The organism is Microbacterium sp. LMI1x-1-1.1 (assembly GCF_040676205.1).
GTDB lineage: Bacteria > Actinomycetota > Actinomycetes > Actinomycetales > Microbacteriaceae > Microbacterium > Microbacterium aquilitoris.
In genome coordinates this window covers 1327450-1350119 of sequence record NZ_JBEGHM010000001.1, presented here as the reverse complement: position 1 = coordinate 1350119, position 22670 = coordinate 1327450, and the positions used below count along the sequence as shown (strand labels likewise).

At 71.5% G+C, this 22670-nt stretch carries 17 protein-coding genes, 1 tRNA gene and 1 other RNA gene; 6 read left to right on the top strand and 13 right to left on the bottom strand.

The window, feature by feature from the left end:
* Positions 1-3: 3 nt before the first annotated feature.
* Genes MRBLMI1x_RS06560 through MRBLMI1x_RS06550 form a run of 3 tightly spaced genes read right to left on the bottom strand, consistent with a single transcriptional unit; the run spans position 4 to position 4579 of the window.
* Complete coding sequence (locus MRBLMI1x_RS06560; RefSeq protein WP_363457389.1) at positions 4-2121, bottom strand: DNA polymerase III subunit gamma and tau; 2118 nt, start codon at positions 2119-2121, stop codon at positions 4-6.
* Complete coding sequence (locus tag MRBLMI1x_RS06555) at positions 2118-3080, bottom strand: asparaginase (RefSeq protein ID WP_363457386.1); 963 nt, start codon at positions 3078-3080, stop codon at positions 2118-2120. The genes MRBLMI1x_RS06560 and MRBLMI1x_RS06555 overlap by 4 nt, the downstream gene beginning before the upstream one ends.
* Positions 3077-4579, bottom strand: coding sequence for an amino acid permease (locus MRBLMI1x_RS06550; RefSeq protein WP_018187031.1), 1503 nt, complete (start codon positions 4577-4579; stop codon positions 3077-3079). Before MRBLMI1x_RS06550 ends, MRBLMI1x_RS06555 begins: the two co-directional genes overlap by 4 nt.
* A gap of 176 nt (positions 4580-4755) precedes the next feature.
* Between MRBLMI1x_RS06550 and MRBLMI1x_RS06545 the strand changes: the two genes are divergently transcribed.
* Positions 4756-6153: an aspartate ammonia-lyase gene (locus tag MRBLMI1x_RS06545; RefSeq protein WP_363457383.1), complete on the top strand. Its 1398-nt coding sequence runs from the start codon at positions 4756-4758 to the stop codon at positions 6151-6153.
* On the opposite strand, the gene MRBLMI1x_RS06540 is transcribed toward MRBLMI1x_RS06545, so the two are convergent.
* Positions 6119-6832, bottom strand: a complete 714-nt coding sequence (locus tag MRBLMI1x_RS06540) for a FadR/GntR family transcriptional regulator (RefSeq protein WP_363457380.1) — start codon at positions 6830-6832, stop codon at positions 6119-6121. The two genes, MRBLMI1x_RS06545 and MRBLMI1x_RS06540, sit on opposite strands and share 35 nt — an antisense overlap.
* Positions 6833-6923: 91 nt before the next feature.
* Between MRBLMI1x_RS06540 and MRBLMI1x_RS06535 the strand changes: the two genes are divergently transcribed.
* The gene (locus tag MRBLMI1x_RS06535) at positions 6924-8033 is read left to right on the top strand and encodes an NAD(P)-binding domain-containing protein (RefSeq protein WP_363457377.1); all 1110 of its coding nucleotides are present in this window, start codon (positions 6924-6926) and stop codon (positions 8031-8033) included.
* 2 nt (positions 8034-8035) lie between these two features.
* Here the strand turns inward: MRBLMI1x_RS06535 and MRBLMI1x_RS06530 are convergent, their stop codons facing one another.
* The 5 genes from MRBLMI1x_RS06530 to ffs form a co-directional block, all read right to left on the bottom strand.
* Entirely contained in the window at positions 8036-10642 is a 2607-nt protein-coding gene (locus tag MRBLMI1x_RS06530; RefSeq protein WP_363457374.1) for a glycoside hydrolase family 65 protein, read from the bottom strand.
* 71 nt (positions 10643-10713) lie between these two features.
* On the bottom strand, positions 10714-11436 hold the full coding sequence (locus MRBLMI1x_RS06525) for an HAD family hydrolase (RefSeq protein ID WP_363457842.1): 723 nt from the start codon (positions 11434-11436) through the stop codon (positions 10714-10716).
* Positions 11437-11458: 22 nt separating this feature from the next.
* Positions 11459-12682, bottom strand: a complete 1224-nt coding sequence (locus MRBLMI1x_RS06520; protein WP_363457371.1) for an acetate/propionate family kinase — start codon at positions 12680-12682, stop codon at positions 11459-11461.
* Positions 12679-14817 (bottom strand): phosphate acetyltransferase, encoded by a 2139-nt coding sequence (pta, locus tag MRBLMI1x_RS06515; RefSeq protein WP_116228292.1) that lies wholly within the window; start codon positions 14815-14817, stop codon positions 12679-12681. The genes MRBLMI1x_RS06520 and pta overlap by 4 nt, the downstream gene beginning before the upstream one ends.
* Positions 14818-14891: 74 nt before the next feature.
* Positions 14892-14988: signal recognition particle sRNA small type (gene ffs, locus MRBLMI1x_RS06510), an RNA gene on the bottom strand.
* A 91-nt stretch (positions 14989-15079) separates the two neighbouring features.
* Between ffs and MRBLMI1x_RS06505 the strand changes: the two genes are divergently transcribed.
* The 3 genes from MRBLMI1x_RS06505 to MRBLMI1x_RS06495 are packed head-to-tail and all read left to right on the top strand — an operon-like array spanning position 15080 to position 19605.
* Positions 15080-16111 (top strand): AAA family ATPase, encoded by a 1032-nt coding sequence (locus MRBLMI1x_RS06505; protein ID WP_363457368.1) that lies wholly within the window; start codon positions 15080-15082, stop codon positions 16109-16111.
* 13 nt (positions 16112-16124) lie between these two features.
* Entirely contained in the window at positions 16125-17372 is a 1248-nt protein-coding gene (locus MRBLMI1x_RS06500) for a DUF58 domain-containing protein (RefSeq protein ID WP_363457365.1), read from the top strand.
* Positions 17362-19605 (top strand): transglutaminaseTgpA domain-containing protein, encoded by a 2244-nt coding sequence (locus tag MRBLMI1x_RS06495; RefSeq protein WP_018187021.1) that lies wholly within the window; start codon positions 17362-17364, stop codon positions 19603-19605. The genes MRBLMI1x_RS06500 and MRBLMI1x_RS06495 overlap by 11 nt, the downstream gene beginning before the upstream one ends.
* Positions 19606-19683: 78 nt before the next feature.
* On the opposite strand, the gene MRBLMI1x_RS06490 is transcribed toward MRBLMI1x_RS06495, so the two are convergent.
* The 3 genes from MRBLMI1x_RS06490 to MRBLMI1x_RS06480 form a co-directional block, all read right to left on the bottom strand.
* Positions 19684-19772 (bottom strand) — tRNA-Ser (locus tag MRBLMI1x_RS06490).
* 72 nt (positions 19773-19844) lie between these two features.
* On the bottom strand, positions 19845-20621 hold the full coding sequence (locus tag MRBLMI1x_RS06485; protein WP_018187020.1) for an isocitrate lyase/PEP mutase family protein: 777 nt from the start codon (positions 20619-20621) through the stop codon (positions 19845-19847).
* Between the two features lie 73 nt (positions 20622-20694).
* Positions 20695-21141, bottom strand: coding sequence for an SRPBCC family protein (locus MRBLMI1x_RS06480; protein WP_020098170.1), 447 nt, complete (start codon positions 21139-21141; stop codon positions 20695-20697).
* Positions 21142-21286: 145 nt separating this feature from the next.
* Here MRBLMI1x_RS06480 and MRBLMI1x_RS06475 point away from each other — a divergent pair, with 145 nt between their 5' ends.
* Positions 21287-22084, top strand: coding sequence for a hypothetical protein (locus MRBLMI1x_RS06475; RefSeq protein WP_363457360.1), 798 nt, complete (start codon positions 21287-21289; stop codon positions 22082-22084).
* 4 nt (positions 22085-22088) lie between these two features.
* Here MRBLMI1x_RS06475 and MRBLMI1x_RS06470 read toward each other — a convergent pair whose 3' ends face one another.
* The gene (locus MRBLMI1x_RS06470) at positions 22089-22607 is read right to left on the bottom strand and encodes a GNAT family N-acetyltransferase (RefSeq protein WP_363457357.1); all 519 of its coding nucleotides are present in this window, start codon (positions 22605-22607) and stop codon (positions 22089-22091) included.
* Positions 22608-22670 lie beyond the last annotated feature (63 nt).

The following is a 22670-nucleotide window of genomic DNA, read 5'->3' as shown; positions in this document are numbered from 1 at the left end:
GGGTCAGTTGAACCTCGTCGGAGGGGTGTACGGCTCTTCTCGGACGAAGCGCGCACCCAGGAGCTGGCGGACGGCGGCCTCGCCGACCCTCTCGATCCCTCCGGGACGGGGTCCGCGGGGCGGTTCCGGCGCGAGCCGGGGAGGCGGCGTCCGCACGGGGACCGGCGCGTCGGCGTCCACGGGAGGCGGCACGTCGTCCTCGTCGTCGTCGGTCGGCGCCTCGGCGGGAAGGACATCGCCCTCGCGCTCCACGGTGAGCGTACGGACCGGCGACGGTGCGGCATCCTCGGGCTCGTCGTCCACGGGGAACTGGGCGGACGGAGCGCCGTCGTCGGTGGGAATCGGGGCGACCGCCCACTCGGTGACGGGCGCTGCCGCAGCCGGCGCGGACCGGGGCGCCGAGGCGGGACGGGATGACGCGGCAGGGGTGACCCCGTACCCGCCCTCAGGTGCGTCGGGCTCGGGGGGCACGTCGGGACCGACGCCCCCGGGCGGGGGCGGGGTCGGATCGGTGTCGTGACGGGTGAGGTACTTCACCCGCACGCCGAGCACCGACAGGATCGCGGTGCGAAGATCTTCGCTCGGCCCCTTGCCCGCGGAGAGCTTTTTGAACGATTGCACGTCGGAGTGGCTCTGGAACGAGAGGGTCAGGATATCGCCCTCGGCGTACGCGACCGGGCGCGAGGCCGTCGCGATCATCCACGAGGTGCGACTGATGTCCTCGAGCCGGCGGAGGATCTCGGGCCAGGAGTCGCGGATCTGCTCGAACGTGACGGGCCCGGTGGGCACCGCCGGCTCGGGAGCGGCGGCGGGCGCGGGCGACGCGGGTTCGGCGACAGCGGAGGACGCGGGAGCCTGCGCGACGGCCGGAGCGGGTGCCGTGGCCGGCGCGTGGGCGACGGCTGGTGCCTGCGCAACGGGAGGTGCCGCGACGGGAGGTGCCGTGGCGGGAGGGGGTGACTGCGCCGGAGCCGCCGCCTGCACCGGTGCAGCGGGAACGGGCGCTGCGTGAGCCCCGGCATCCGTCGCCGCGAGGACGCGCGCGACGAGGAGCTCCAATTGCAGGCGGGGCGAGGTCGTACCCGTCATGTCGTCGAGGGCCGTCACCACGAGATCGGCGATCCGCGAGAGCCGATCGGTGCCGAAGGCCGCCGCCTGGCGGGCCATGCGCTCAAGCTCGTCGACCGGCACGCCGCGCAGCACGGCGCGGGCGCCCTCGCCGGTCGCGGCCACGATGATGAGGTCGCGCAGGCGCTCGAGCAGGTCGTCGACGAAGCGTCGCGGATCCTGCCCCGTCTGCACGACACGGTCGACGGCGCCGAACGCGGCCGCGGCGTCATGGGACGAGAAGGCGTCGACGACCTCGTCGAGAAGCTCGGCGTGCGTGTATCCGAGCAGCGCGACGGCACGCTCGTAGCCGACGGCACCGTCCTCGGACCCGGCGATGAGCTGATCGAGCAGCGACAGCGTGTCACGCGGCGACCCGCCGCCCGCACGGACGACGAGGGGCAGGACGCCCGGCTCGACCGAGACGCCCTCGGTCTGGCAGAGCTGCTCGACGTACTCGAGCATCGCGGCAGGCGCGACGAGGCGGAACGGGTAGTGGTGGGTGCGCGAGCGGATCGTCCCGATGACCTTCTCGGGCTCGGTCGTCGCGAAGATGAACTTGACGTGCGCGGGCGGCTCCTCGACGAGCTTGAGCAGCGCGTTGAAGCCCTGCGCCGTGACCATGTGGGCCTCGTCGAGGATGAAGATCTTGAAGCGGTCGCGGGCGGGCGCGAACACCGCGCGCTCGCGCAGATCGCGGGCGTCGTCGACGCCGTTGTGGGATGCCGCGTCGATCTCGACGACGTCGAGGGAGCCGCCCCCGCCGCGGCTGAGCTCGACGCACGAGTCGCATGTGCCGCACGGGGTGTCGGTGGGGCCCTGCGCGCAGTTGAGGCAGCGCGCGAGGATGCGCGCCGACGTCGTCTTGCCGCAGCCGCGCGGACCCGAGAAGAGGTAGGCGTGACCGACGCGGTCGCTGCGGAGCGCCGTCATGAGGGGCTCGGTCACCTGGCTCTGCCCGATCATCTCGCCGAAGGTCTCCGGGCGATAGCGGCGGTACAGAGCGGTGGTCACCACAACAGACTACGGCGTGGCACCGACATCCGATCCGGCGCCCGCCCGTCGACCGCGGCGGCGATCGCGTCGCGGTCGGCACCCGCGGCCAGCATCGCGGCCAGGAGGATGCGCGCCTGACCCGGCCGGAGGGTCGGCGAGTGCACGGCGCCCGCTGCGGCGAGGTCGGCTCCGCCTCCTCCCCCGCCGTACGACGGGACGAGCACCCCCCGCGGCACGCGGCTCGACACGATGACCGGGATGCCGCCCGCCACCGCATCGCGGACCGCCGCCACGACCGTGGGGGTCGTGTTCCCCGACCCGAGCGCTTCGAGGACGATCCCGTGGGCGCCGGCGGCGAGGCTCGCCCGCAGGTGCACGTCGTCGGCACCCGGCGGGAGCGCGACGACGTCGACCCGGAGCCCGGAGACGTCGCCCGTCGCGTGCGGCGGCGCCCCGGCATCCCGCCGTGCGTAGCCGAAGGCGTCGGCGCGGTCGGTGGTCAGCTTCGACAGCCCCCACGTCGAGAGGATGCGGCCGCCGAAAGCCACCCACACGCCGGGGACCGCGGCCCGGGTCGCCGCCAACGCGACCCGGATGTTGTCGGGGCCGTCGGACGCGGGGTCGTCGGCGGTGAACTGGGCGCCGGTGAAGACGACGGGGATGCGCGGGGCGCCGACCTGGATCGCCGCCAGGAGCGAGGTCTCCTCCAGGGAGTCCGTCCCGTGCAGGACCAGGACGCCACGCACCGCGTCGTCGGCGACGGCGTCGGTCACCGCGTCGACGATCAGCTGCATGTCCGCGAGGGTGAACGTCGCCGAGTCCGCGGCGAGCGCGTCGACGAACCGGACGTCGTCATCGGGGGCGAACCCGTGGAGGAGAGCGCCCCCGCCGAGGACGGGAGCGCTCGATCCGTCCGGCGACCGGCGGCTCGCGATGGTGCCGCCGGTCGCGATGACGACCAGGTGCTGTGCGCTCACGCGCCGCTCTCGTCGGTGCGCTGCAGCGCGGCGAGGGTGCCGGTCTGCTCGGCCGCCAGCATCCGGATGCGGTCGCGCAGCAGGAACCATCCCCCGATGAGCGCCGGCACGATGACGATGAGCGAGCCCACGGTGAACGTCCCGATCGGGAAGTCCAGCGCCATGAGGACGATGACCGAGACGAGGAACACGAGCGTGATCCATCCCGTGTAGGGCGCCCCCGGCATCCGGAACGAGGGGCGTTCCATCACTCCGGCCCGCGCCAATCGCTGGAGCTTGATCTGGCAGAGGATGATGACGCCCCAGGCGCTGATGATGCCGAGCGCCGACACGTTCAGGGCGATCTCGAACGCCTGGGAGGGCACGACCGCGTTCAGGACGACCCCGAGCAGGGTCACGGCCGCGGTGACCGCGATGCCCATGTAGGGGACGCCGGCGCGGTTCATGCGCATGAGGGGCGCGGGAGCCGAGCCCGTCACGGCCATCGAGTGGAGGATCCGGCCGGTGGAGTACAGCCCGGCGTTCAGCGACGAGACGACGGCGGTGAGGACGACGAGGTTCATGATGACGTCGGCGCCCTCCACTCCGATCGAGCCGAAGAAGGTCACGAAGGGGCTCTCCCCCGACTTGTAGCTAGTGAACGGCATGAGGAGCGTGAACAGCAGCACCGAGCCGACGTAGAAGACCGCGAGGCGGAACACGACGGCGCGGATCGCCTTCGGCATGATGGTGCGCGCGTTCTCGGTCTCGCCGGCGGCCGTGCCGACGAGTTCGATCGACGCGTAGGCGAAGACGACGCCCTGCACCACGATGAGGGCGGGCAGGATGCCGTTGGGGAAGACTCCGCCGTTGTCCGCGATCAGGTGGAAACCGGGGGTCGTCCCCGCGACGGGCGTACCGGTGACGACGAAGAAGATGCCGACGACGAGGAAGGTCACGAGCGCGGCGACCTTGATGATCGCGAACCAGAACTCCAGCTCGCCGAACACCTTCACCGACAGGAGGTTCATGGCGAGGACGAGGACCAGCGCGACGAGGGCGAAGACCCACTGCGGGATGCCGGCGAACGCTGGCACGTACTGCTTGAAGAAGTTCATGTAGAGCGCGACGGCGGTGACGTCGGCTACCGAGGTCATGGCCCAGTTGAGCCAGTACATCCAGCCGGCGGCGAACGCCATCTTCTCGCCGTAGAACTCGCGGGCGTACGAGACGAACGACCCCGTCGACGGGCGGTGGAGGATCAGCTCGCCGAGCGCGCGCATCACGAGGAACGCGAAGACGGCGCAGACCGCGTAGACGAGGACGAGTGCGGGGCCCGCCGTCGCGAGCCGGCCGCCGGCCCCCATGAACAGGCCCGTGCCGATCGCGCCGCCGATGGCGATCATCTGGATCTGACGCGGCCGGAGGCCCTTGTGGAAGCCCGCGCCCTCGGCCTGCGCGATCGAGGCCGTGCGGAGCATCGCGGCATCCGTCTTCGGGGAGGTCGACTCCGTCGTCATGGGTTCTCGCTTTCGTTGCCGCGCGGCGCCGTCGCCGTTCGGTATGTGATATCTGCCTTACAGGTTTGGGAACACTGAACACCCGGGACGGCGGATTCGTCAAGTTCTCGTCGTGAAGAATGTCTAATCTGTCTGATAGGTTTGCGGCGTTCGGCCACCTCGAGGAAGAGAGCGACATGACGACGACGCGCACCGAGCACGACCTTCTGGGCCCTGCGGAGATCCCTGCAGACGCGTACTGGGGGGTTCACACTTCGCGGGCCCGCGACAACTTCCCCGTGACGGGCGTTCCCATCGGCACCTACCCGTTCCTGCTGCGAGGGCTCGCCTTCGTCAAGGAGGCGGCCGCGCTCGCCAACCGCGACCTGGGCCTGCTCGACACCGCTCGCGCCGACGCCATCGCGGCAGCCTGCCGCGAGATCCGGGGCGGCGCCCTCGCGGACCAGTTCGTCGTCGACGTGATCCAGGGCGGCGCCGGGACCTCGACGAACATGAACGCGAACGAGGTCATCGCCAACCGCGCCCTCGAGCTCCTGGGTCACGCGAAGGGCGAGTACGCGTACCTGCATCCCAACGACCACGTGAACCTGAGCCAGTCGACCAACGACGCCTACCCCACGGCGATCGACGTCGCCCTCGTCGAAGGCGTCGACGGACTGGATGCCGCGATGGGCGTCCTCCACGACGCGTTCGCGGCCAAAGCCGCCGAGTTCGGCGGCTACGTGAAGATCGGCCGCACGCAGCTGCAGGATGCCGTGCCGATGACGCTCGGGCAGGAGTTCGGTGCGTTCGCGGTCATGCTCGACGAGGACCGCCTGCGCCTTCGCGAATCGGCCCGGCTGCTGCTCGAGGTCAACCTCGGCGCGACGGCCATCGGCACGGGACTCAACGCGCCGGCCGGCTACGGACCGCTCGCCGTCTCGCACCTCGCCGCGCTCACCGGGCGCCCGTTCACCCCCGCGACCGACCTGATCGAGGCCACCCAGGATCCCGGCGCCTTCGTGCACCTGTCGGGCATGCTCAAGCGCATCGCGGTCAAGCTCTCCAAGACGTGCAACGACCTGCGGCTGCTGTCGTCGGGGCCGCGCGCCGGCCTCGGCGAGATCACCCTCCCCGCCCTCCAGGCGGGCTCGAGCATCATGCCGGGCAAGGTGAACCCCGTCATCCCCGAGATGGTGACGCAGGTCGCGTACACGGTGATCGCCGACGACCTCGCCGTCACCCTCGCCGCAGAGGCAGGCCAGCTGCAGCTCAACGCCTTCGAGCCCGTGATCGTCCGGGCCCTCTCGCAGACCATCGCGCACCTGACCGCCGCGTGCCGTCTGCTCGCCGAGCGGTGCGTCAGCGGCATCCAGGCCCGTCCCGACGTCATGGCCGCGCGCGTGACCGAGTCGATCGGACTCGCGACCGCGCTGAACCCGCTCATCGGTTACCGCGCGGCGACCGAGGTCGCCGGCGAGGCGCTGCGCTCGGGACGTTCGGTTCCCGAGGTCGTCCTCGAACGGGGACTCCTCGACCCGGCCGCGCTCGCGGCGGCGCTCAGTCCCGAGAAGCTGGTTCCGACAGCGGGCTGACGACGCGCTCGACGGCACCGAGGTGCGCGCGCATGGCCTCGCGCGCCTCGATCGCCGAGCCGATGCCGATGGCTTCGGCGATGGCGCGGTGCTCGCGCGAGGACGGCTCGCGGCGGTGGGCGATGAGGTTCACGACGCCCGACTGGTGGCTGAGGGCGTCACGGATGTCGCCGACGGCGCGGGCGAAGACCGCATTGCCGGATGCCTCGGCCACGAGCACGTGGAAGCGCGAGTCCAGCTCGACCCACTCCCCCGGGTCGGTGGTCGCGTCCATGCGGTCGCAGAGCGCGACGAGGTCGGCGCGCTGCTGGTCGGTCCGGCGTTCCGCCGCGAGACCCGCCGCCGGCACCTCGATGTGAGGACGTGCCTCGCTGAGATCGCGCGGCGAGAAGTCGCCGTAGCCGAGCGAGAATGCGGGGCGGTCGGAGGCGACGTAGGTTCCGCTCCCGGTGCGCGTGCGGGTGAGTCCGAGCGCCTGCAGCGAGCGGAGGGCTTCGCGCACGCTCGGGCGGCTGACGCCGTACTGCTCGGCGAGCGCGGCCTCGGAGGGCAGCCGCTCGCCGACCGCGAGCCGACCGGCGACGATGTCCTCGCGGAGCCCGTCGAAGACCCCGTCGGCGGCGCGGGCACCGACCGACGCCGAGCTCATCGAGCTCCCCCGGTCTGCCTCGTCACGCATGCCATCCGGTCAGCCTAACGGGCGCGCCGTCGGGGCGGCCCGGGCGACCGCGAGGGGGAACAGCGCGGGCACCGCGCGCGTTGCAGCGGGCATGCCCCCCACCCCCGTCGACGTCCTCGTCATCGGCGCGGGCCAGGCGGGGCTGAGCGCCGCGTACCACCTGCGCCGCCGCGGGTTCGTCCCGCTCCGCGACGCCGCCGCCGACGGCTCCCCCACCTTCCTCGTCGTCGACGCCGACGCCGATCCCGGTGGCGCCTGGCAGCACCGGTGGCCCACCCTCCTCATGGGGACGGTCAACGGCATCCACGAACTGCCGGGCTACGCTGTGCCGCCCGCCGATCCGGAGGCCCCCAGCCGCGAGGTGCTGCCCGCCTACTTCGCCGCCTACGAGGACCGGTACGACCTGCGGGTGCGGCGGCCCGTCCTCGTCCGCGCCGTCCGACGCCCGGACGACGACCCGCACGGACCGCTGACGATCGAGGCGGAGGATGCCGGGACGCCCGTCTCGTGGTCGGCGCGGTACGTCATCAACGCGACCGGCACGTGGCGGAAGCCCTTCTGGCCGACCTACCCCGGACAGGGATCGTTCGCAGGACGACAGCTGCACGTCCACGACTACCGTTCCGCCGAGGAGTTCCGGGGCCGACGGGTCGTCATCGTGGGCGCCGGGGTCTCGGCGATCCAGTTGCTCGACGAGATCTCGCGGGTGACCGACACCTTCTGGGTCTCGCGCGCCGAGCCGCAGTGGGACGCGACGGGCTTCGACACGGCCGCCCGCATCCAGGCCATCGCGGGTGTCGAGGAGCGCGTGCGGCAGGGCCTCCCGCCGGGGAGCGTCGTGTCGGTCACCGGAGCCCACTGGTCGCCGTGGGCGCAGGCGGCGAAGGACCGCGGGGCTCTGGTGTGGCATCCGATGTTCACCGCTGTCGAACCGGACGGGGTGCGGATGCCGGACGGCACCCTCGAGCCCGCGGAGGTCATCCTGTGGGCCACCGGGTTCCGGGCCGACATCGCCCACCTCGCCCCGCTCGGGCTGCGCACCGCCGCCGGAGGCGTCCGGGTGCGCGACACCCGCGCGATCGACGAGCCGCGCCTCTTCCTCATCGGCTACGGCCCGTCGCAGTCGACGGTCGGCGCCAATCGGGCCGGACGCGAGGCCGTCCGCGCCATCTTCCGCGAGCGGGTGGCCGCGGGGGTCTGAGGTCAGACCCTCGCGGTCACGTCGCCCGCGTCGATCGCGAGGATCTGCTGCGTCCGGGTGTCGGGTTCGCCCGCGGCATCCGTGTTCTCGGAGTCGGCCGTCACGATGGGGATCGTTCCGGTGTGGACGGGGACGGAGGTGGCGGCGGTCGCATCGGGCACCGATGCCGACAGCAGCGTGCCGTCCTCACGGAGCTGCTCGCCGATCTGCTTCAGCGTCGGACGACCCGCGATGACGGGGCCCTGGCCCTGCAGCGGCACCGTGACCGTCTCGCCGCCCGCGACCGTGTAGCCGGCGCCGCGGACCGTGAACGAGACCCCCGGTCCGTCGCCCGCTGAGACGACCATCTCGTCGCGGCGGACGGTGATCTGCAGGCGGGTGCCGTGCCAGTGCAGCGTGTACGACAGCGACGGCCAATCCGCCGGCAGACGCGGGTCGAAGCTCAGCGCACCGCGGTGGTCGCGCATCCCGCCGAACCCGGCGACGAGGGCCGTCCACACGCCGCCGGCCGAGGCCACGTGCACGCCATCGGACGCGTTGCTGTGCAGGTCGCCGAGATCGACGAAGGCGGATTCGCGGAAGTACTCCAGCGCGAGGTCCTGGTACCCCACCTCGGCGGCGAGGATCGCCTGGACGACCGCGGACAGCGTCGAATCCCCCGTCGTCAGTGCGTCGTAGTACTCGAAGTCGGCGAGCTTCTCAGCAGGGGTGAACTGGTTGCCCTGCAGGTACAGCGCGAGCACGACGTCGGCCTGCTTGAGCACCTGGTACCGGTAGATCACGAGCGGGTGGAAGTGCAGCAGCAGCGGGCGCTGCTCCTCGGGGGTGTTCTCGAGGTCCCACACCTCGCGCTCGAGGAAGACCGCGTCCTGCGGGTGGATGCCGAGGGCTTCGCTGTACGGGATGTGCATGGCTTCGCCGGCGCTCTGCCAGGCGGCCGGCTCCGCCTCGTCGAGGTCGAGCCGCTCCGCCATCGCCCGATAGGACTCGGGCTGGTCGATCGCCATCTCGCGGACGACCCTGGCCGCGTACCGGAGGTTGTAGCGGGCCATGACGTTCGTGAACAGGTTGTCGTTGACGACGGTCGTGTACTCGTCGGGACCCGTCACGCCGTGGATGTGGAAGCTCTCGGGGTCACCGGTCTCGGTGAACCGCCAGAAGCCGAGCGTCGCCCACAGGCGCGCGGTCTCGACGAGGATGTCGACGCCCTCCCGGTAGAGGAAGTCGGTGTCGCCGGTGGCGCGGACGTACTTGCCGAGGGCGAAGGCGATGTCGGCGTTGATGTGGTACTGCGCGGTCCCGGCGGCGTAGTAGGCGGACGCCTCTTCGCCATTGATGGTGCGCCAGGGGAACAGCGCTCCCGCCTCGTTCAGCTGGCCGGCGCGCTTCCGCGCAGCGGGGAGCATGAGGTACCGCATCCGCAGCGCGTTCCGCGCCCAGAGCGGAGTCGTGTAGGCGAGGAAGGGCAGGACGTAGACCTCGGTGTCCCAGAAGTAGTGGCCGCTGTAGCCCGATCCCGTGACGCCCTTGGCGGGCACGCCGAGCGAGTCCGCCCGGGCGGCCGCCTGTGCGAGCTGGTACAGGCACCAGCGCGTCGCCTGCTGGAGGTCGTCGTGGCCCTCGATGACCACGTCCGAGCGCTCCCAGAACGCCGAGATCCAGGCCTCCTGGCGATCGAAGAGGTTCTGGATGCCCTCGTGCTCGACCCGGTCGAGGGTGCGACGGGCTCGCTCGACCAGTTCCCGCGCGGGGACGCCGCGGGACGTGTGGTACGCCACGGCCTTCGTGATCGTGACGGGCACCCCCTGGCGCGCCTGCACCCGGAAGACGTTCTTGGCGATGTCGGGCTCGACGAGGGAGCGGGACGAGTACTCGTTGTCGGTCTCGACGAGGTGGTCGGCGACGACGGCCACCGTCATGCCCGATTCGCTCACCTTGTAGGACAGCGCGGCGCGGTCGCCGTCCTGCCAGTAGTCCTCGGGCTGCAGCACGCGGTCCTGGAAGCCGTCGGCCTTGCGCGGGTCGAAGCCGGCCGAGGCCTGCTTTCCCAGGCCTCCGCCGCCGTAGACGTCCTGACCGTCCTGCCGGTTGATCAGCTGACAGCTGACGGTGACGGGCGCGTCGGCGTTGAGGACGGTGACCGAGATCCGCATGACGGCGACGTGCCGCTCCTCGAACGAGACCAGCCGCTCGTAGTCGATCACGACGTCCTTGCCGCTCGGTGTCATCCATCGGATGTGGCGGGTGAGGACGCCCCGGCGCATGTCGAGGGCGCGCTCGTACTCCCGGAGGTCGGCGATGTCGAGCGAGAGGGGCTCGTCGTCGACGTAGACGCGCATGACCTTGCTGTCGGGCGCGTTGATGATCGTCTGACCGACCTCGGCGAACCCGAACGCGCGCTCGGCGTGGCGGATCGGGAAGACCTCGTGGAAGCCGTTGAGGAAGGTGCCGTGCTCGTGGGCGTGGCGGCCTTCGGGGTGGTTGCCGCGCAGACCCAGGTAGCCGTTCCCCTCGGCGAAGAGGGTCTCGGTGACGCCGGGGTCGTCCAGCGAGAACGACGTCTCGACGAGACGCCACGGGTCCACGGGGAAGCGCTGACGATCGATCATGAAGGGTCCTTCTTCGGGTGGCAGGACGAGAAGCGGGGGGGGTGCCGGTGGCGCGGGCGCGCCGGGGCGGATCAGACGAAGACGGCGAGGTCGTCGACGACGACGTGAGCGCCGGCCTCGCGCAGGGCGGCTTCCCCTGCGCCGCGGTCGACACCCACCACGAGACCGTACCCGGCCGCGGCGGCCGAGCGCACGCCGGAGTGCGCGTCCTCGACGGCGGCGCTGTGCCGAGGGTCGACGCCGAGCATCTCGGCCGCGCGGGCGAAGACGTCGGGGGCGGGCTTGGAGTCCAGGTGCTCGGCCTCGGCGACGACGCCGTCCATGACGACCGGGAAGCGGTCGATGATGCCGGCGGCGGTGAGGACCTCGCGGGCGTTCTTCGAGCTGGAGACCACCGCGATCGGGACGCCGGCTGCCTGCAGCTTCTCGACGAGGGCGAGCGAGCCCGGGTAGGCGGCGATGCCGTCGGCGCGGAGGACCCGCTCGAAGACGACGTTCTTGCGGTTGCCGATCCCGCACACGGTGTCGGCGGACGGGTCGTCGGAGGGATTGCCCCAGGGGACCTCGACGTCGCGGGAGCGCAGCAGGCTCGCGACGCCGTCGTAGCGCTTCTTGCCGTCGAGGTGCTCGAAGTAGTCGCCCTCGGCGTAGGCCGGTTCTATGCCCCAGGCCGAGAACAGCTCGGTGAACATGCTCTCCCAGGCGTGCATGTGGACCTCGGCGGTCGGCGTGAGCACGCCGTCGAGGTCGAAGAGGACGCCGTCGAAACGGGTGAGGTCGGGGAGCTCGGCCATCGTCACGCCTCCAGCGTATCCGTCACGCCGTCGCGACCGTGTGGGCCTGGCGGGCGATCTCGAGTTCCTCGTCCGTCGGGACGACGAGGACGGTGACGGGCGAGTCGTCGGTCGAGATGACACGGATGCCGCGCTCGCGGGAGGCATTGCGCTCGGCATCCACTCGCACCCCGGCGAAGCCGAACGTCTCGAGAGCCGCCGCCCGCACCACGGCGGAGTTCTCGCCCACGCCCGCGGTGAACGAGATGACGTCGGCACCGCCGAGCTGAGCCAGATACGCGCCGATGTACGCGCGGAGCCGGTGGATGTAGACGTCGAACGCGAGCGTGGCGTCGGCATCCCCCGCCTGCCGACGCGCGTCGATGTCGCGCATGTCCGAGGCGCCGGCGAGACCGAGGAGCCCGCTCCTCTTGTTCAGGAACGAGTCGAGCTCGCCCGGGGCCATGTCCTCGCGTCGGGCGAGGACGCCGAGGACGGAGGGGTCGATGTCGCCCGAACGGGTCCCCATCACGAGGCCCTCGAGCGGGGTGAGGCCCATGGACGTGTCGACGGATTCGCCCCCGCGGATGGCGGTCGCCGAGGCGCCGTTACCCAAGTGCAGCACGATCTGCGAGAGCTCCGCGAGCGGCCGCCCGAGGAAGGCGGCTGCGGCCTCGCTCACGAACTTGTGGCTCGTACCGTGGAAGCCGTACTTGCGGATGCGGTGCTTCTGCGCCATCTCACGATCGATGGCGTAGGTGTACGCCGCCGCCGGCATCGTCTGGTGGAAGGCGGTGTCGAACACGGCCACGTGCGGGACGTCGGCGAAGGCCGCCCGCGCCGCGCGGATGCCCTGGAGCGCGCCCGGATTGTGGAGCGGCGCGAGGGCCGAGAGCTCGTCGATGTTGATCTCGACGAGCGGGGTGACGAGGGTCGGCTCGAAGAAGCGCGCACCGCCCTGGACGACGCGATGGCCGACGGCGACGGGCCGTGCCCGATCGAGCGACGGACCCTGAGCGCCGAAGGCCTCGAGCATGACCGCGAAGCCGGTCGTGTGATCCGGGATCGGGCGTTCGATGCGCGTCGTCGCCTTCGTCGCGGTGACGCCGGCCCCCTCCTCGGCGAAGAAGACGGTGTGCGTGGCGACGCCGGTCGCCTCGCCGATCCGCTCCACGAGCCCCGAGGCCAGGGCTCGCTCGGTCTCGACGTCGACGAGCTGGTACTTGAACGACGACGAGCCGCTGTTGATGACGAGGACGGGGGTCATGCGCGGGTCTCCGGGGCTGCGGCATCCGCCGCATTCTGGGCTTGGATCGCGGTGATCGCGATGGTGTTGACGATGTCTTCGACGAGCGCTCCGCGGGAGAGGTCGTTGATGGGCTTGTTGAGGCCCTGCAGGACCGGGCCCATCGCGACCGCGCCGGCCGAACGCTGCACGGCCTTGTACGTGTTGTTGCCGGTGTTGAGATCGGGGAACACGAACACGGTCGCCCGGCCGGCGACATCCGAGCCCGGCATCTTCGTCGCGGCGACCGCGGCGTCAGTGGCCGCGTCGTACTGGATGGGGCCTTCGACGAGCAGCTTCGGGGCGCGCTCGCGCACGAGCGCGGTGGCCTCGCGGACCTTCTCGACGTCGGCGCCCGAGCCGGACTCCCCCGTCGAGTAGGACAGCATCGCGACCCGCGGCGAGATCCCGAACTGGTCCGCCGTCGCGGCCGACGAGACGGCGATGTCGGCGAGCTGCGGGGCGGTCGGATCGGGGATCACGGCGCAATCGCCGTAGACGAGGACGCGGTCGGCGAGCGCCATGAGGAACACGCTCGAGACCACGTCGACGCCCGGCTTCGTCTTGATGATCTCGAACGCGGGACGGATCGTGTGCGCCGTCGTGTGCGCGGCACCCGAGACCATGCCGTCGGCGAGCCCCAGGTGCACCATCAGCGTGCCGAAGTAGGAGACGTCCGTGACGGTGTCGGCGGCCTGGCGGAACGTGATGCCCTTGTGGGCGCGGAGGCGCTCGTACTCCCGGGCGAACTTGTCGACGTGGACGGCGTCGAACGGGCTGAGGACCTCGGCGGCCTGGATGTCGAGACCCAGCTCGAGCGCACGGGAGCGCACCTCGATCGGCTCGCCGAGGATCGTGATGTCGGCGATGCCGCGGGCGAGGGCCGTCGCCGCGGCGCGGAGGATGCGGTCGTCGCTCCCCTCGGGCAGCACGATGCGCCGGCGCTCGCTGCGCGCACGCTCGATGAGGCCGTACTGGAACATGAGGGGCGTGACGACGCTCGAGCTCGCGAGCCCGATGCGACGCAGCAGATCATCGGTGTCGACGTGCGTGTCGAAAAGCGCCAGCGCGGTGTCGTAGCGTCGCTGCGAGTGCGCCGCCAGTCGACCGCGCGCGCTCATGATGCCGCGGACGGTCTCGTACGTACCCTGATCGGTCGCGAGGATCGGGAGGTTCGAGTCGAGCCCGTCGATCAGCCGCTCGACGTGTTCGGGGAGCTCGAACGGACCGTAGAGGACGATGCCCGACAGCGACGGGAAGGTTCCGGACGCATTCGCCAACAGTGCCGCGAGGAGCACTTCGGTGCGGTCGGCTGCGACGGCGAGGATCGCCGCCTCTTCGAGCCGCGGCAGGACGTTGTTGAGCGACATCCCCGCCACGACGACGTGCAGGACTTCGCGGTCGAGAAGGGTCTCGTCGCCCTTGACCAGGCTCGCCCCGAGCGAGCGGGCGACGTCGCCCACGGACGGAGCCACGAGGTAGGCGTCCTCCGGGATCGCCCAGACGCCGATGTCGCCCGCCGCGGCGGGGACCTCCCGGACGGCTGCGACGATGTCGTCGAGGCGCTCCGGGTCGGCCCGGTTGACGACGACCGCGAAGATCCCCGCACGCTCGTGCTTGAGCTCCGCCAGGGCGAGAGTCGCGAGGTTCCCCACCTGCTCGGGCGACAGACCCCCGGCATCCGGCGAACGCTCCCCGTCGGCGGGCTGACCGGCCAGTACGACGAGCACCGGAGCGCCGAGGTTCGCGGCGATCCGGGCGTTGTACCCGAGCTCGGCGGGACTGCCCACGTCGGTGTAGTCGCTGCCGACGATGACGACGGCGTCGCACTGCGCCTCCACAGCCTTGTAGCGCTCCACGATGCGGCCGAGAGCGGCATCCGGATCGGCGCGGACCTCGTCGTAGGTGGCGCCGATGCACTCGTCGTAGCCGAGGTCGACACCGTCGTGGTCGAGGAGCATCTCGAGCACGTAGTCGCGTTCCTCGGTCGAGCGGGCGATCGCTCGGAAGACCCCGACGCGTGGCGACCGACGGCTCAGGGTGTCGAGGACACCCAGGGCGATCGTCGACTTGCCGGAGTGACCTTCGGCTGAGGTGATGTAGATGCTCTGAGCCACGCATCCAGCCTAGGCTCGCGGGTCGATGACCGGGCTGGGAGCCGAGGCTGCGGTCGAAGCGGGTACCCCTGCAAAAATAAGACTCTCCGCGAACCCGGCAGAGCCCGGTTACCCTTGCTACGTTTCCGTCCTGGGGGAGTTGGCCTGGGTGCCGTCTCGCGGAGAGCTGCTGCAAGTCTACCCGACGTCGGGCGCCCGCCTACGACGGCCGGGTTAGCATCGGTCCGGGCGCGCTGCTGCGCCGACCGCGTGAGGGGGACGGATGACCGAAGACCAGACGACCATGACGGCGCCGGGGGGCGGGACCGCGACGCGGTCCACCAGCCGGGTCGATGCGACCGTGTTCGCCGAGACGACGACCGCACTCGTCGAGTCGGTGTCGAAGGTCATCGACGGCAAGCCGCACGCCGTCCGTGCCGCTCTGGTCTGCCTGCTGGCCGAAGGTCATCTGCTGATCGAGGACGTCCCCGGCGTCGGCAAGACGATGCTCGCCCGCGCGCTGGGCTCCTCGATCCGGGCGACCGTGCGCCGCATCCAGTTCACTCCCGACCTGCTGCCGAGCGATGTGACCGGCGTGAGCGTCTACGACCAGTCCGAGAGTCGGTTCGACTTCAAGCCGGGCGCGATCTTCGCCCACATCGTGATCGCCGACGAGATCAACCGCTCCTCCCCTAAGACGCAGTCCGCACTGCTCGAGGCGATGGAGGAGCGCCAGGTGACCGTCGACGGCACGAGCCGAGGTCTGCCGGATCCGTTCCTCGTCGTCGCGACCCAGAACCCTCTCGAGATGGAGGGAACCTACGCGCTCCCCGAAGCGCAGCGCGACCGGTTCATGATGCGCATCTCGATGGGGTACCCGGATGCCGCGAACGAAGCGCTCATGCTGCGCCAGCGCGACAGCGCGAACCCCCTCGACGCGATCCGTCCGGTGATCACCGCCGAGAGCGTCGCCTCGCTCATCTCCTGGGCACGGACGGTCCACGTCTCGCCCGCCGTCGAGGAGTACGCCGTCGCGCTGTCGCGGGCGACGCGCGAGCACTCGGACCTGCGACTCGGCGCGAGCCCCCGCGCGACGCTGCAGCTCATCCGCGCCGCGAAGGTGTGGGCCGCCCTCGAAGGACGCGAGTACGTCATCCCCGACGATCTCGTGGCGCTGATCGAACCCGTCTTCGCCCACCGGCTGATCGCGGCCCGCGGCGGGGCGGTGTCCCGCGGACGGGGCGGGGCAGACCTCGTCGCCGCCGCACTCGAGCAGGTCGTGGGCTCGGTGCGCGTCCCCGTCGCCGCGCGCTGACCGGTCGCCCGTCATGACGCGATGGCCGCTGACTCCTCGCGGCACGGGAGCGGTCCTCCTGGGCCTCGCCTCCTTCGTGCTGGCGCCGATCGTCGGCGTGCCCGCGCTCGTGTTCTTCGGCGTCCTCCTCGTGGCGGTCGTGGGGCTGTCCTTCGCATCGTTGTGGCTCGGTCACCGGGCCGACGGCGTGCATCGCTCCTTCGCCCCGGACGTGGCCGCCGTGGGCGGCGAGGTGGACGTCCGGGTCCGGGTCGATTCGCGCTCCATGCTGCCGACGGTCGTGGGAACCTGGCACGACAGGCTGCCCCGGGGTGTCGAGGGCGAGCCGACCGGCGTCTATCCGGCGCTCCGCTCGGGGCTCGCCGCGGGCAGCCACCGCGTGGACATCGCCTACCGTGTGCATGCGCGGCGGCGAGGCGTGCGCCCGATCGGTCCGCTCGTCGTCGAGACCACCGATCCCTTCGGTCTGACGCGCCGGCTGCAGCAGCTCGGCGGGAGCGTGCCCCTCACGGTGACCCCTGCCTTCATCCCGCTCGAGGTCCTCGACGACCTCCCCGGCGCCGCCGGCGGCACGATGCAGTCCACCACCGACCGGCTCGGGCAGGGTGCCGACAACCTCATCCCCCGCGCGTACGCTCCGGGCGACTCGATGCGCCGCATCCACTGGCGCGCCAGCGCGCATCGCGGTGAGCTCATGGTCCGGCAGGAGGAGCGCGAGTCCAATCCCGAGGCCGTCATCGTGTTCGATCGGACCGCCGCCCGGTGGACCAGCGAGGCCCTGCGCTCCCCGGGCGAGGATCCCGGCTTCGAGGCGGCGGTCTCGACGGTGGTCTCGGCGGCGGCGCGATTCGTTCGCGAGGGCTACAGCGTCGCGGTCATCGACGTGGACGGCGCCGAACTCGTTCCGGGGCTCGAGGGGGGCGACACCACGGCGCTCGAGGCGATGACGACGGCTTTCGCGACCCTCACGGCTCGGCGCGACGGTTCGCTCCGGGATCTCGCGCCGCTGTTCGCGGGATCCACGCTCGGCCCGGTCGTCGTCGTGACCGGTGAGGTGGACGTGACGGATGCCGCCTCCCTCGCTCCCGTCGTGACGCACAGCAGCATGCCCGTCCTGTTCGTCGAGGGCAGCGGGGATGCCGCGCTGCGGACGGCGCGGGAGGCCGGGTGGCGCGTGCACCGCCTCGAACCCGAGGACGAGCTCGACTCGCTGTGGCCGGGCGGGGTCGGCACGGAGGGGATGCGCGCTCATGCCGGCTGAACCGCAGGGCGCCGCGCGCCCCCGCTACGACGGGCCGTCGACCGTCGCGCTCCTCCTCGGTCTCGTGGCCGCCCTCGTCCCGCTGTTCAGCGTGATCGCCGGCGGCGCGTGGGCTGCGCTCGCCTTCGTCCTCGCCGGTCTGCTGCTCGGCGCCGGGTACCTGCTGCGCCGGCTCCGGCTCGGTGCGCTCGTCGTGACCCCGTCCCTCCTGGCGATCTGGATCGCGACGATGACGGCCGTGTTCTTCTCGGATGTCGCCTGGTTGTTCGTCATCCCCTCGGGTGAGGCGTTCGCCCGGGTGCCGCGACTGGTCGAGATCGCGAGCTCGGACATCGCCGTCGGCGTCGCGCCGCTCGAGGCTTCGGCCTCCCTCACGTTCCTCATCGTCGGCGCCGTCGGCTTGCTCGCGGTCGCCCTCGACCACGTCGTCCTGACGGCGCGGATGCCGCTGCTCGCCGGTGTCGCCCTGATCGCCGTCTGGCTGATCCCGACGCTGGCCGTGCCGCAGGTGATGGACCTGTGGGCCTTCGCGTTCCTCGCGGTCGTCCTGCTGTGGCTGCTGCGCGCAGAGACCCGCGCCCGCCACCGTGCGCGGTCCGCCGACGCACCGCGCGGCGGTGTCGGCGCCGTCGCGGCCGTGATCGCGGCATCCGCCATCGTCATCGCCGTGATCGCCGCGCCGGCGCTGCCGACGCCGGCCGCCCCCAGTGGCGGGTTCGGCGGGGGCACATCGATCGACGCGTCGCTGAACCTCGGCGACGACCTGCGCCGACCCGCGGAGATTCCCGTGGTCCGGCAGTGGAGCGCCGCGGCGGCCCCGGCCTACCTGCGCGTCGCGACCCTCACCGAGCTGGAGGGGAACTCGTGGCAACCCGACCGCAACCGCTCCGTGCCGATCGATGAGTGGGCGCCCGAGGACTCCGCCGCCGACGGCATCGAGATCGTGGAGGACCGGCGCACGGTCGAGGTCCTCGACCTCTCCTCTGCGCAGCTGCCCGTCCCCGCGGACGCGGTCTCCTTCGACGGGGTGACCGGGAGCTGGCGGATCACCGCTGCGAACGGAACGGTCGCCTCGCCCACCTCCGCCGCACGCGGCCAGACGTTCGAGGTCGTGAGCCGGACGCCGCGGCCCACCCTCGAGCAGGCGCGCGCGGCCGAGGCCCGCGGCGGCCCCCGCGAAGCGGTGGAGCTCCCGGCCGACACCCCGTCGCAGATCGCCGATCTGGCGACGGAGGTGACGGCCGACTCCTCGAACGACTACGACCGTCTGCTCGCCCTGCAGTCGTGGTTCCGCGGGCCGAGTTTCGACTACTCGCTCTCGGCTCCGGTCGAGGAGGGCTTCGACGGCTCCGGCGTCGAAGCCGTCGAGCGATTCCTGCAGGTGCGGTCGGGGTACTGCGTCCATTTCGCGTCGGCATTCGCGATCATGGCGCGGACCCTCGACATGCCCTCCCGCGTCGTCGTGGGATTCCTCCCAGGCCTCCCGACCGGCGACGTCGAGGGCGACGATCGCGTCTATCAGGCCACGACCGCCCAACTGCACGCCTGGCCCGAGGTCTTCTTCGCGGGCATCGGCTGGGTCGCCTTCGAACCCACCAAGAGCCTCGGCGCCGCACAGAGATTCGCCTCGGAGGACGACGGCTCGAACGAGCCCGAGCCCGAGCCGTCGGCGACCGCCACGCCGCAGCCGACCTCGACCGCGTCGGCGGCACCGCGACCCGACGAGGACCCCACCGCGGGCGCCACGCCCACGACGACCTTCTCCGTCGTCACCGTGCTGCCGGTCCTGGGGATCGTGGCCGGCGTCATCCTCCTGCTCTCCCTTCCCGGTCTCGCCGGCGCGGTCGTCTCCCGCCGACGCCGGTCGCAGGCGCGACGCGGCAGCGCCGCTGCGGCGTGGCGTCTCGTGCAGGACACGGCGCTCGACCTCGGCATCCCGGTGCCCGAATCGGAGTCGCCGCGGGCGTTCGGCGAGCGGCTCCAGGCCGACCACGGCGGTCCGCCGGTCGCGCTGGACCGGCTCGTGGGCGCCGTCGAGCGCTCGAGCTACGCGCAGCCTGGTTCGTTCGGCGACGCCGACGGTGACGAGCTCGTGACGGATGCCGCCGCGATCCGCGCCGGGCTGTTCGCCGCCGTGTCGGTGCCACGTCGCCTTGCGGCGCGTCTGCTGCCGCGCTCGCTCGTCGTCCACCCGGGGTCGACCTTCGCCGAGGCGATGCCGCTGCAGCGCTGAGGTCCCGGCAGCGCTGAGGACCCGGTAGCTCCGGGAACGACGAAGCCCCGCACCATCAGGTGCGGGGCTTCGTTCCGGCGGAAGCGACAGGATTTGAACCTGCGAGACGAGTTACCCCGCCTACATGGATTCCAGCCATGCTCCTTCGGCCGCTCGGACACGCTTCCAACGGGAGAGCCTACCACGCAGGCTCCGCCCGCCCTGTCGAAGGTCGCGCTCCGGCATCCGTCCCGCTGCCGTCAGTTGAGAGCTCGGGTGCTGTCCGGGATCACGCCGTCCCGGTACAGATCGGCGGCGAGATCCTGGTACGCCGTCAACGCGACGCGCTGGGTGAGCGGGCCGTAGGAGATGCGGGCGACGCCGAGCTTCTCGTATTCGGCCGCGCGGAGGGCGCCGGGCAGTCCGATCACGCTGACCCGGCCGATGCCCTCGACCAGGCGGGCCGTAGTGTCGGCGTCGAGCGCTCCGGGCACGAAGACGACGTCGGCGCCCGCGTCGAGGAACGCGCGACCGCGCGCGATGGCATCGGCGATCGACTCCTCGAGCGGGCGGTCCCCTGCTCTGGCGATGGCGTCGGTGCGGGCGTTGAGCGCGAACGGGACACCCTCGGACTCGGCTGCCGCGACGGCGGCGGCGACCCGCGCGACGGCCTCGTCGAAGGGCCGGAGACGGTCTTCCATGTTGGCGCCGACGATGCCGACGCCGATCGCCCGGCGGATCGTGTCGCCGGTGTCCTCATACCCGTCGTCGAGGTCGGCCGACACGGGGACGTCGCCGGCGGCCTCGACGATCCGGCCCACCATGTCGAGCGTCGTCTCGAGGGGGATCGTGCCGTCGTCGTAGCCGAAGGATGCCGCGATCGAGTGGCCCGCGGTCGCGATCGCTCGTGTCTCGGGCAGAGCGAGCACGGCCTTCGCCGAGATGACGTCCCACACGTTGATGACGCGGAGGATCTCGGGGGCGGCGTGCAGGTCGCGAAGGCGGCGAGCGCGGCCTTCGAGGGAGAGAGTGGTCATGTTCCCACCGTGCCACGACGGCCCGGTGGAATGCACCACCGGGCCGTCGCGAGCAGTCGGACGCGCCGACCGCTCAGCCCACGTCGCCTCTCCAGGCACCGGTTTCAGCGCCGCGGGATTCGATGAATTCCTTGAACTTCTGCAGGTCCTTCTTGACCGCGTGGTCGTCGACGCCGATGGCGGCGCCGACGGTCTCGACGAAGCCCTCGGGCTTCCAGTCGAGCTGCACCGTGACGCGCGTCTCCGTGTCGCTCAGGCGGTGGAAGGTCACGACGCCGGCGTGATCCTCGTCGACGCTCTTCCACGCGACGCGCTCATCCGGATGCTGCTCCGTGATGTGCGCGGTGAACTCACGCTCCACGCCGCCGATCTTCACATTCCAGCGGTTCGTCGTGTCGTCGATCTGCGTGATCGACTGGACGTAGCTGAGGAAGTGGGGGAAGGACTCGAACTGGGTCCACTGGTTGTACGCGGTCGACACCGGCACACTGACATCGACCGTTTCGATGATGCTGGCCACGGTTCTCCTCTCGTCGCGATGTGCCGTCCATGATCGGCGGCGTTCCGGATGCCGCCCCAGGGGCTTGCGCCAGTGGCATCCGATTCGATAGACGGCCCGAGTAGGCTCGACGACGACTCCCGCCACGTCGACGCAAGGAGCTCCCGTGCGCACTCCCGTCCTGCCCCTGTCCATCGCGGCCGTGGCGGCGGTCCTCGCCCTGACGGGATGCACCGGGCCCGCCGAACCGGGCCCCACCGATCCGCCGTCGACGGCGACGACCACCCCGACGGAACCCGGCACGCCCTCGTCGACCCCCACGGCGGCTGCGCCGGTCGTCGAGAAGCCGGTCGAATGCGAGACCCTCGATCTCACCGCGACCACCGTCACCGGCGGAGACCTCGGCCCCTGCATCCAAGCGGTCCTCGTCCGCTACGACAGCGGCACGCTGACGATCTCGGGCGACGAACTGGCCGGGAAGATCGTCTATCACTACGACCCGATGTTCGAGTTCCGGGGCGAGCTGGAGACCGGTGCCGGCCCGGCATCCATCAGCTTCGTCGACGGCGCGATGCTCCTCGACGACGGGGACGGACCGGTCGTCGCCGACGTGGACTCGGCGGATGTGTCGCAGCAGGAGGCCGGGTCGACGGCGGAGATCTACCGCGTATTCTCCGACCCCGGCTTCATGGGCGATCTGATCGGCGCCGGCGAGACGTGGCAGGTCTCCCCCGAGCCCGAGGACGTTGAGACGCCCGACGGCACCGTCGAGGCCTACCGGCTCGTGAGCGCGGCACCGTACACGTGGTACGACATCCCGGTCGAGTCCTACACCCTCTGGATCACGACCGAAGGACTGCCCGTGGCCGCCGAATCCACCACAGGGTTCCTCGGACGCACCGCGACGATCACGCAGAAGCTGTCAGGGCTGGGCGACCCGGTGACGATCTCGCCGCTGTCCTGACCCGTCAGCGCCGCGCGAGCGCTGCGAGCGCGTCGCCGGCCATCCGCTGCGTCGTCCACTCCTCCATGCCCTCGGCACCGATCGAGCGATAGAAGCCGACGGCCGGCGCGTTCCAGTCGAGCACCGTCCATTCGAGCCGCGGGTAGCCGCGCTCGAGGGCGACGGCCGCCAGCGAACCCAGGAGCGCCGTGCCGTACCCGCGCCCGCGATCGGTCTCGTCGACGAACAGGTCCTCGAGCCAGATCCCGTGGCGTCCCGTCCAGGTCGAGAAGGTGAGGAACCACACCGCGATCGCCCGGATGCCGCCGTCCCGCTCGATCACGTGGGCGAACGCCTTCGGGTCGTCGCCGAACAGCGCGGCGGTGAGGTCGCCGACCGTCGTGCGGACGGCATCCGGCTCCCGCTCATAGGCCGCGAGGGCGTGGATCGCGGCCAGGATGCCGGCTTCGTCGCCGGGCCGCGCGACGCGCAGCACAGCGCCGTCTTCGAGGGTGCGGGCGGCCAGAGGTGAGGGCGAGGACATGCCACGAATGTAGCGGGCCCGGCAGGGGATCGCCGGTCGCCGCGGGGCGCGCTACGCTCGATC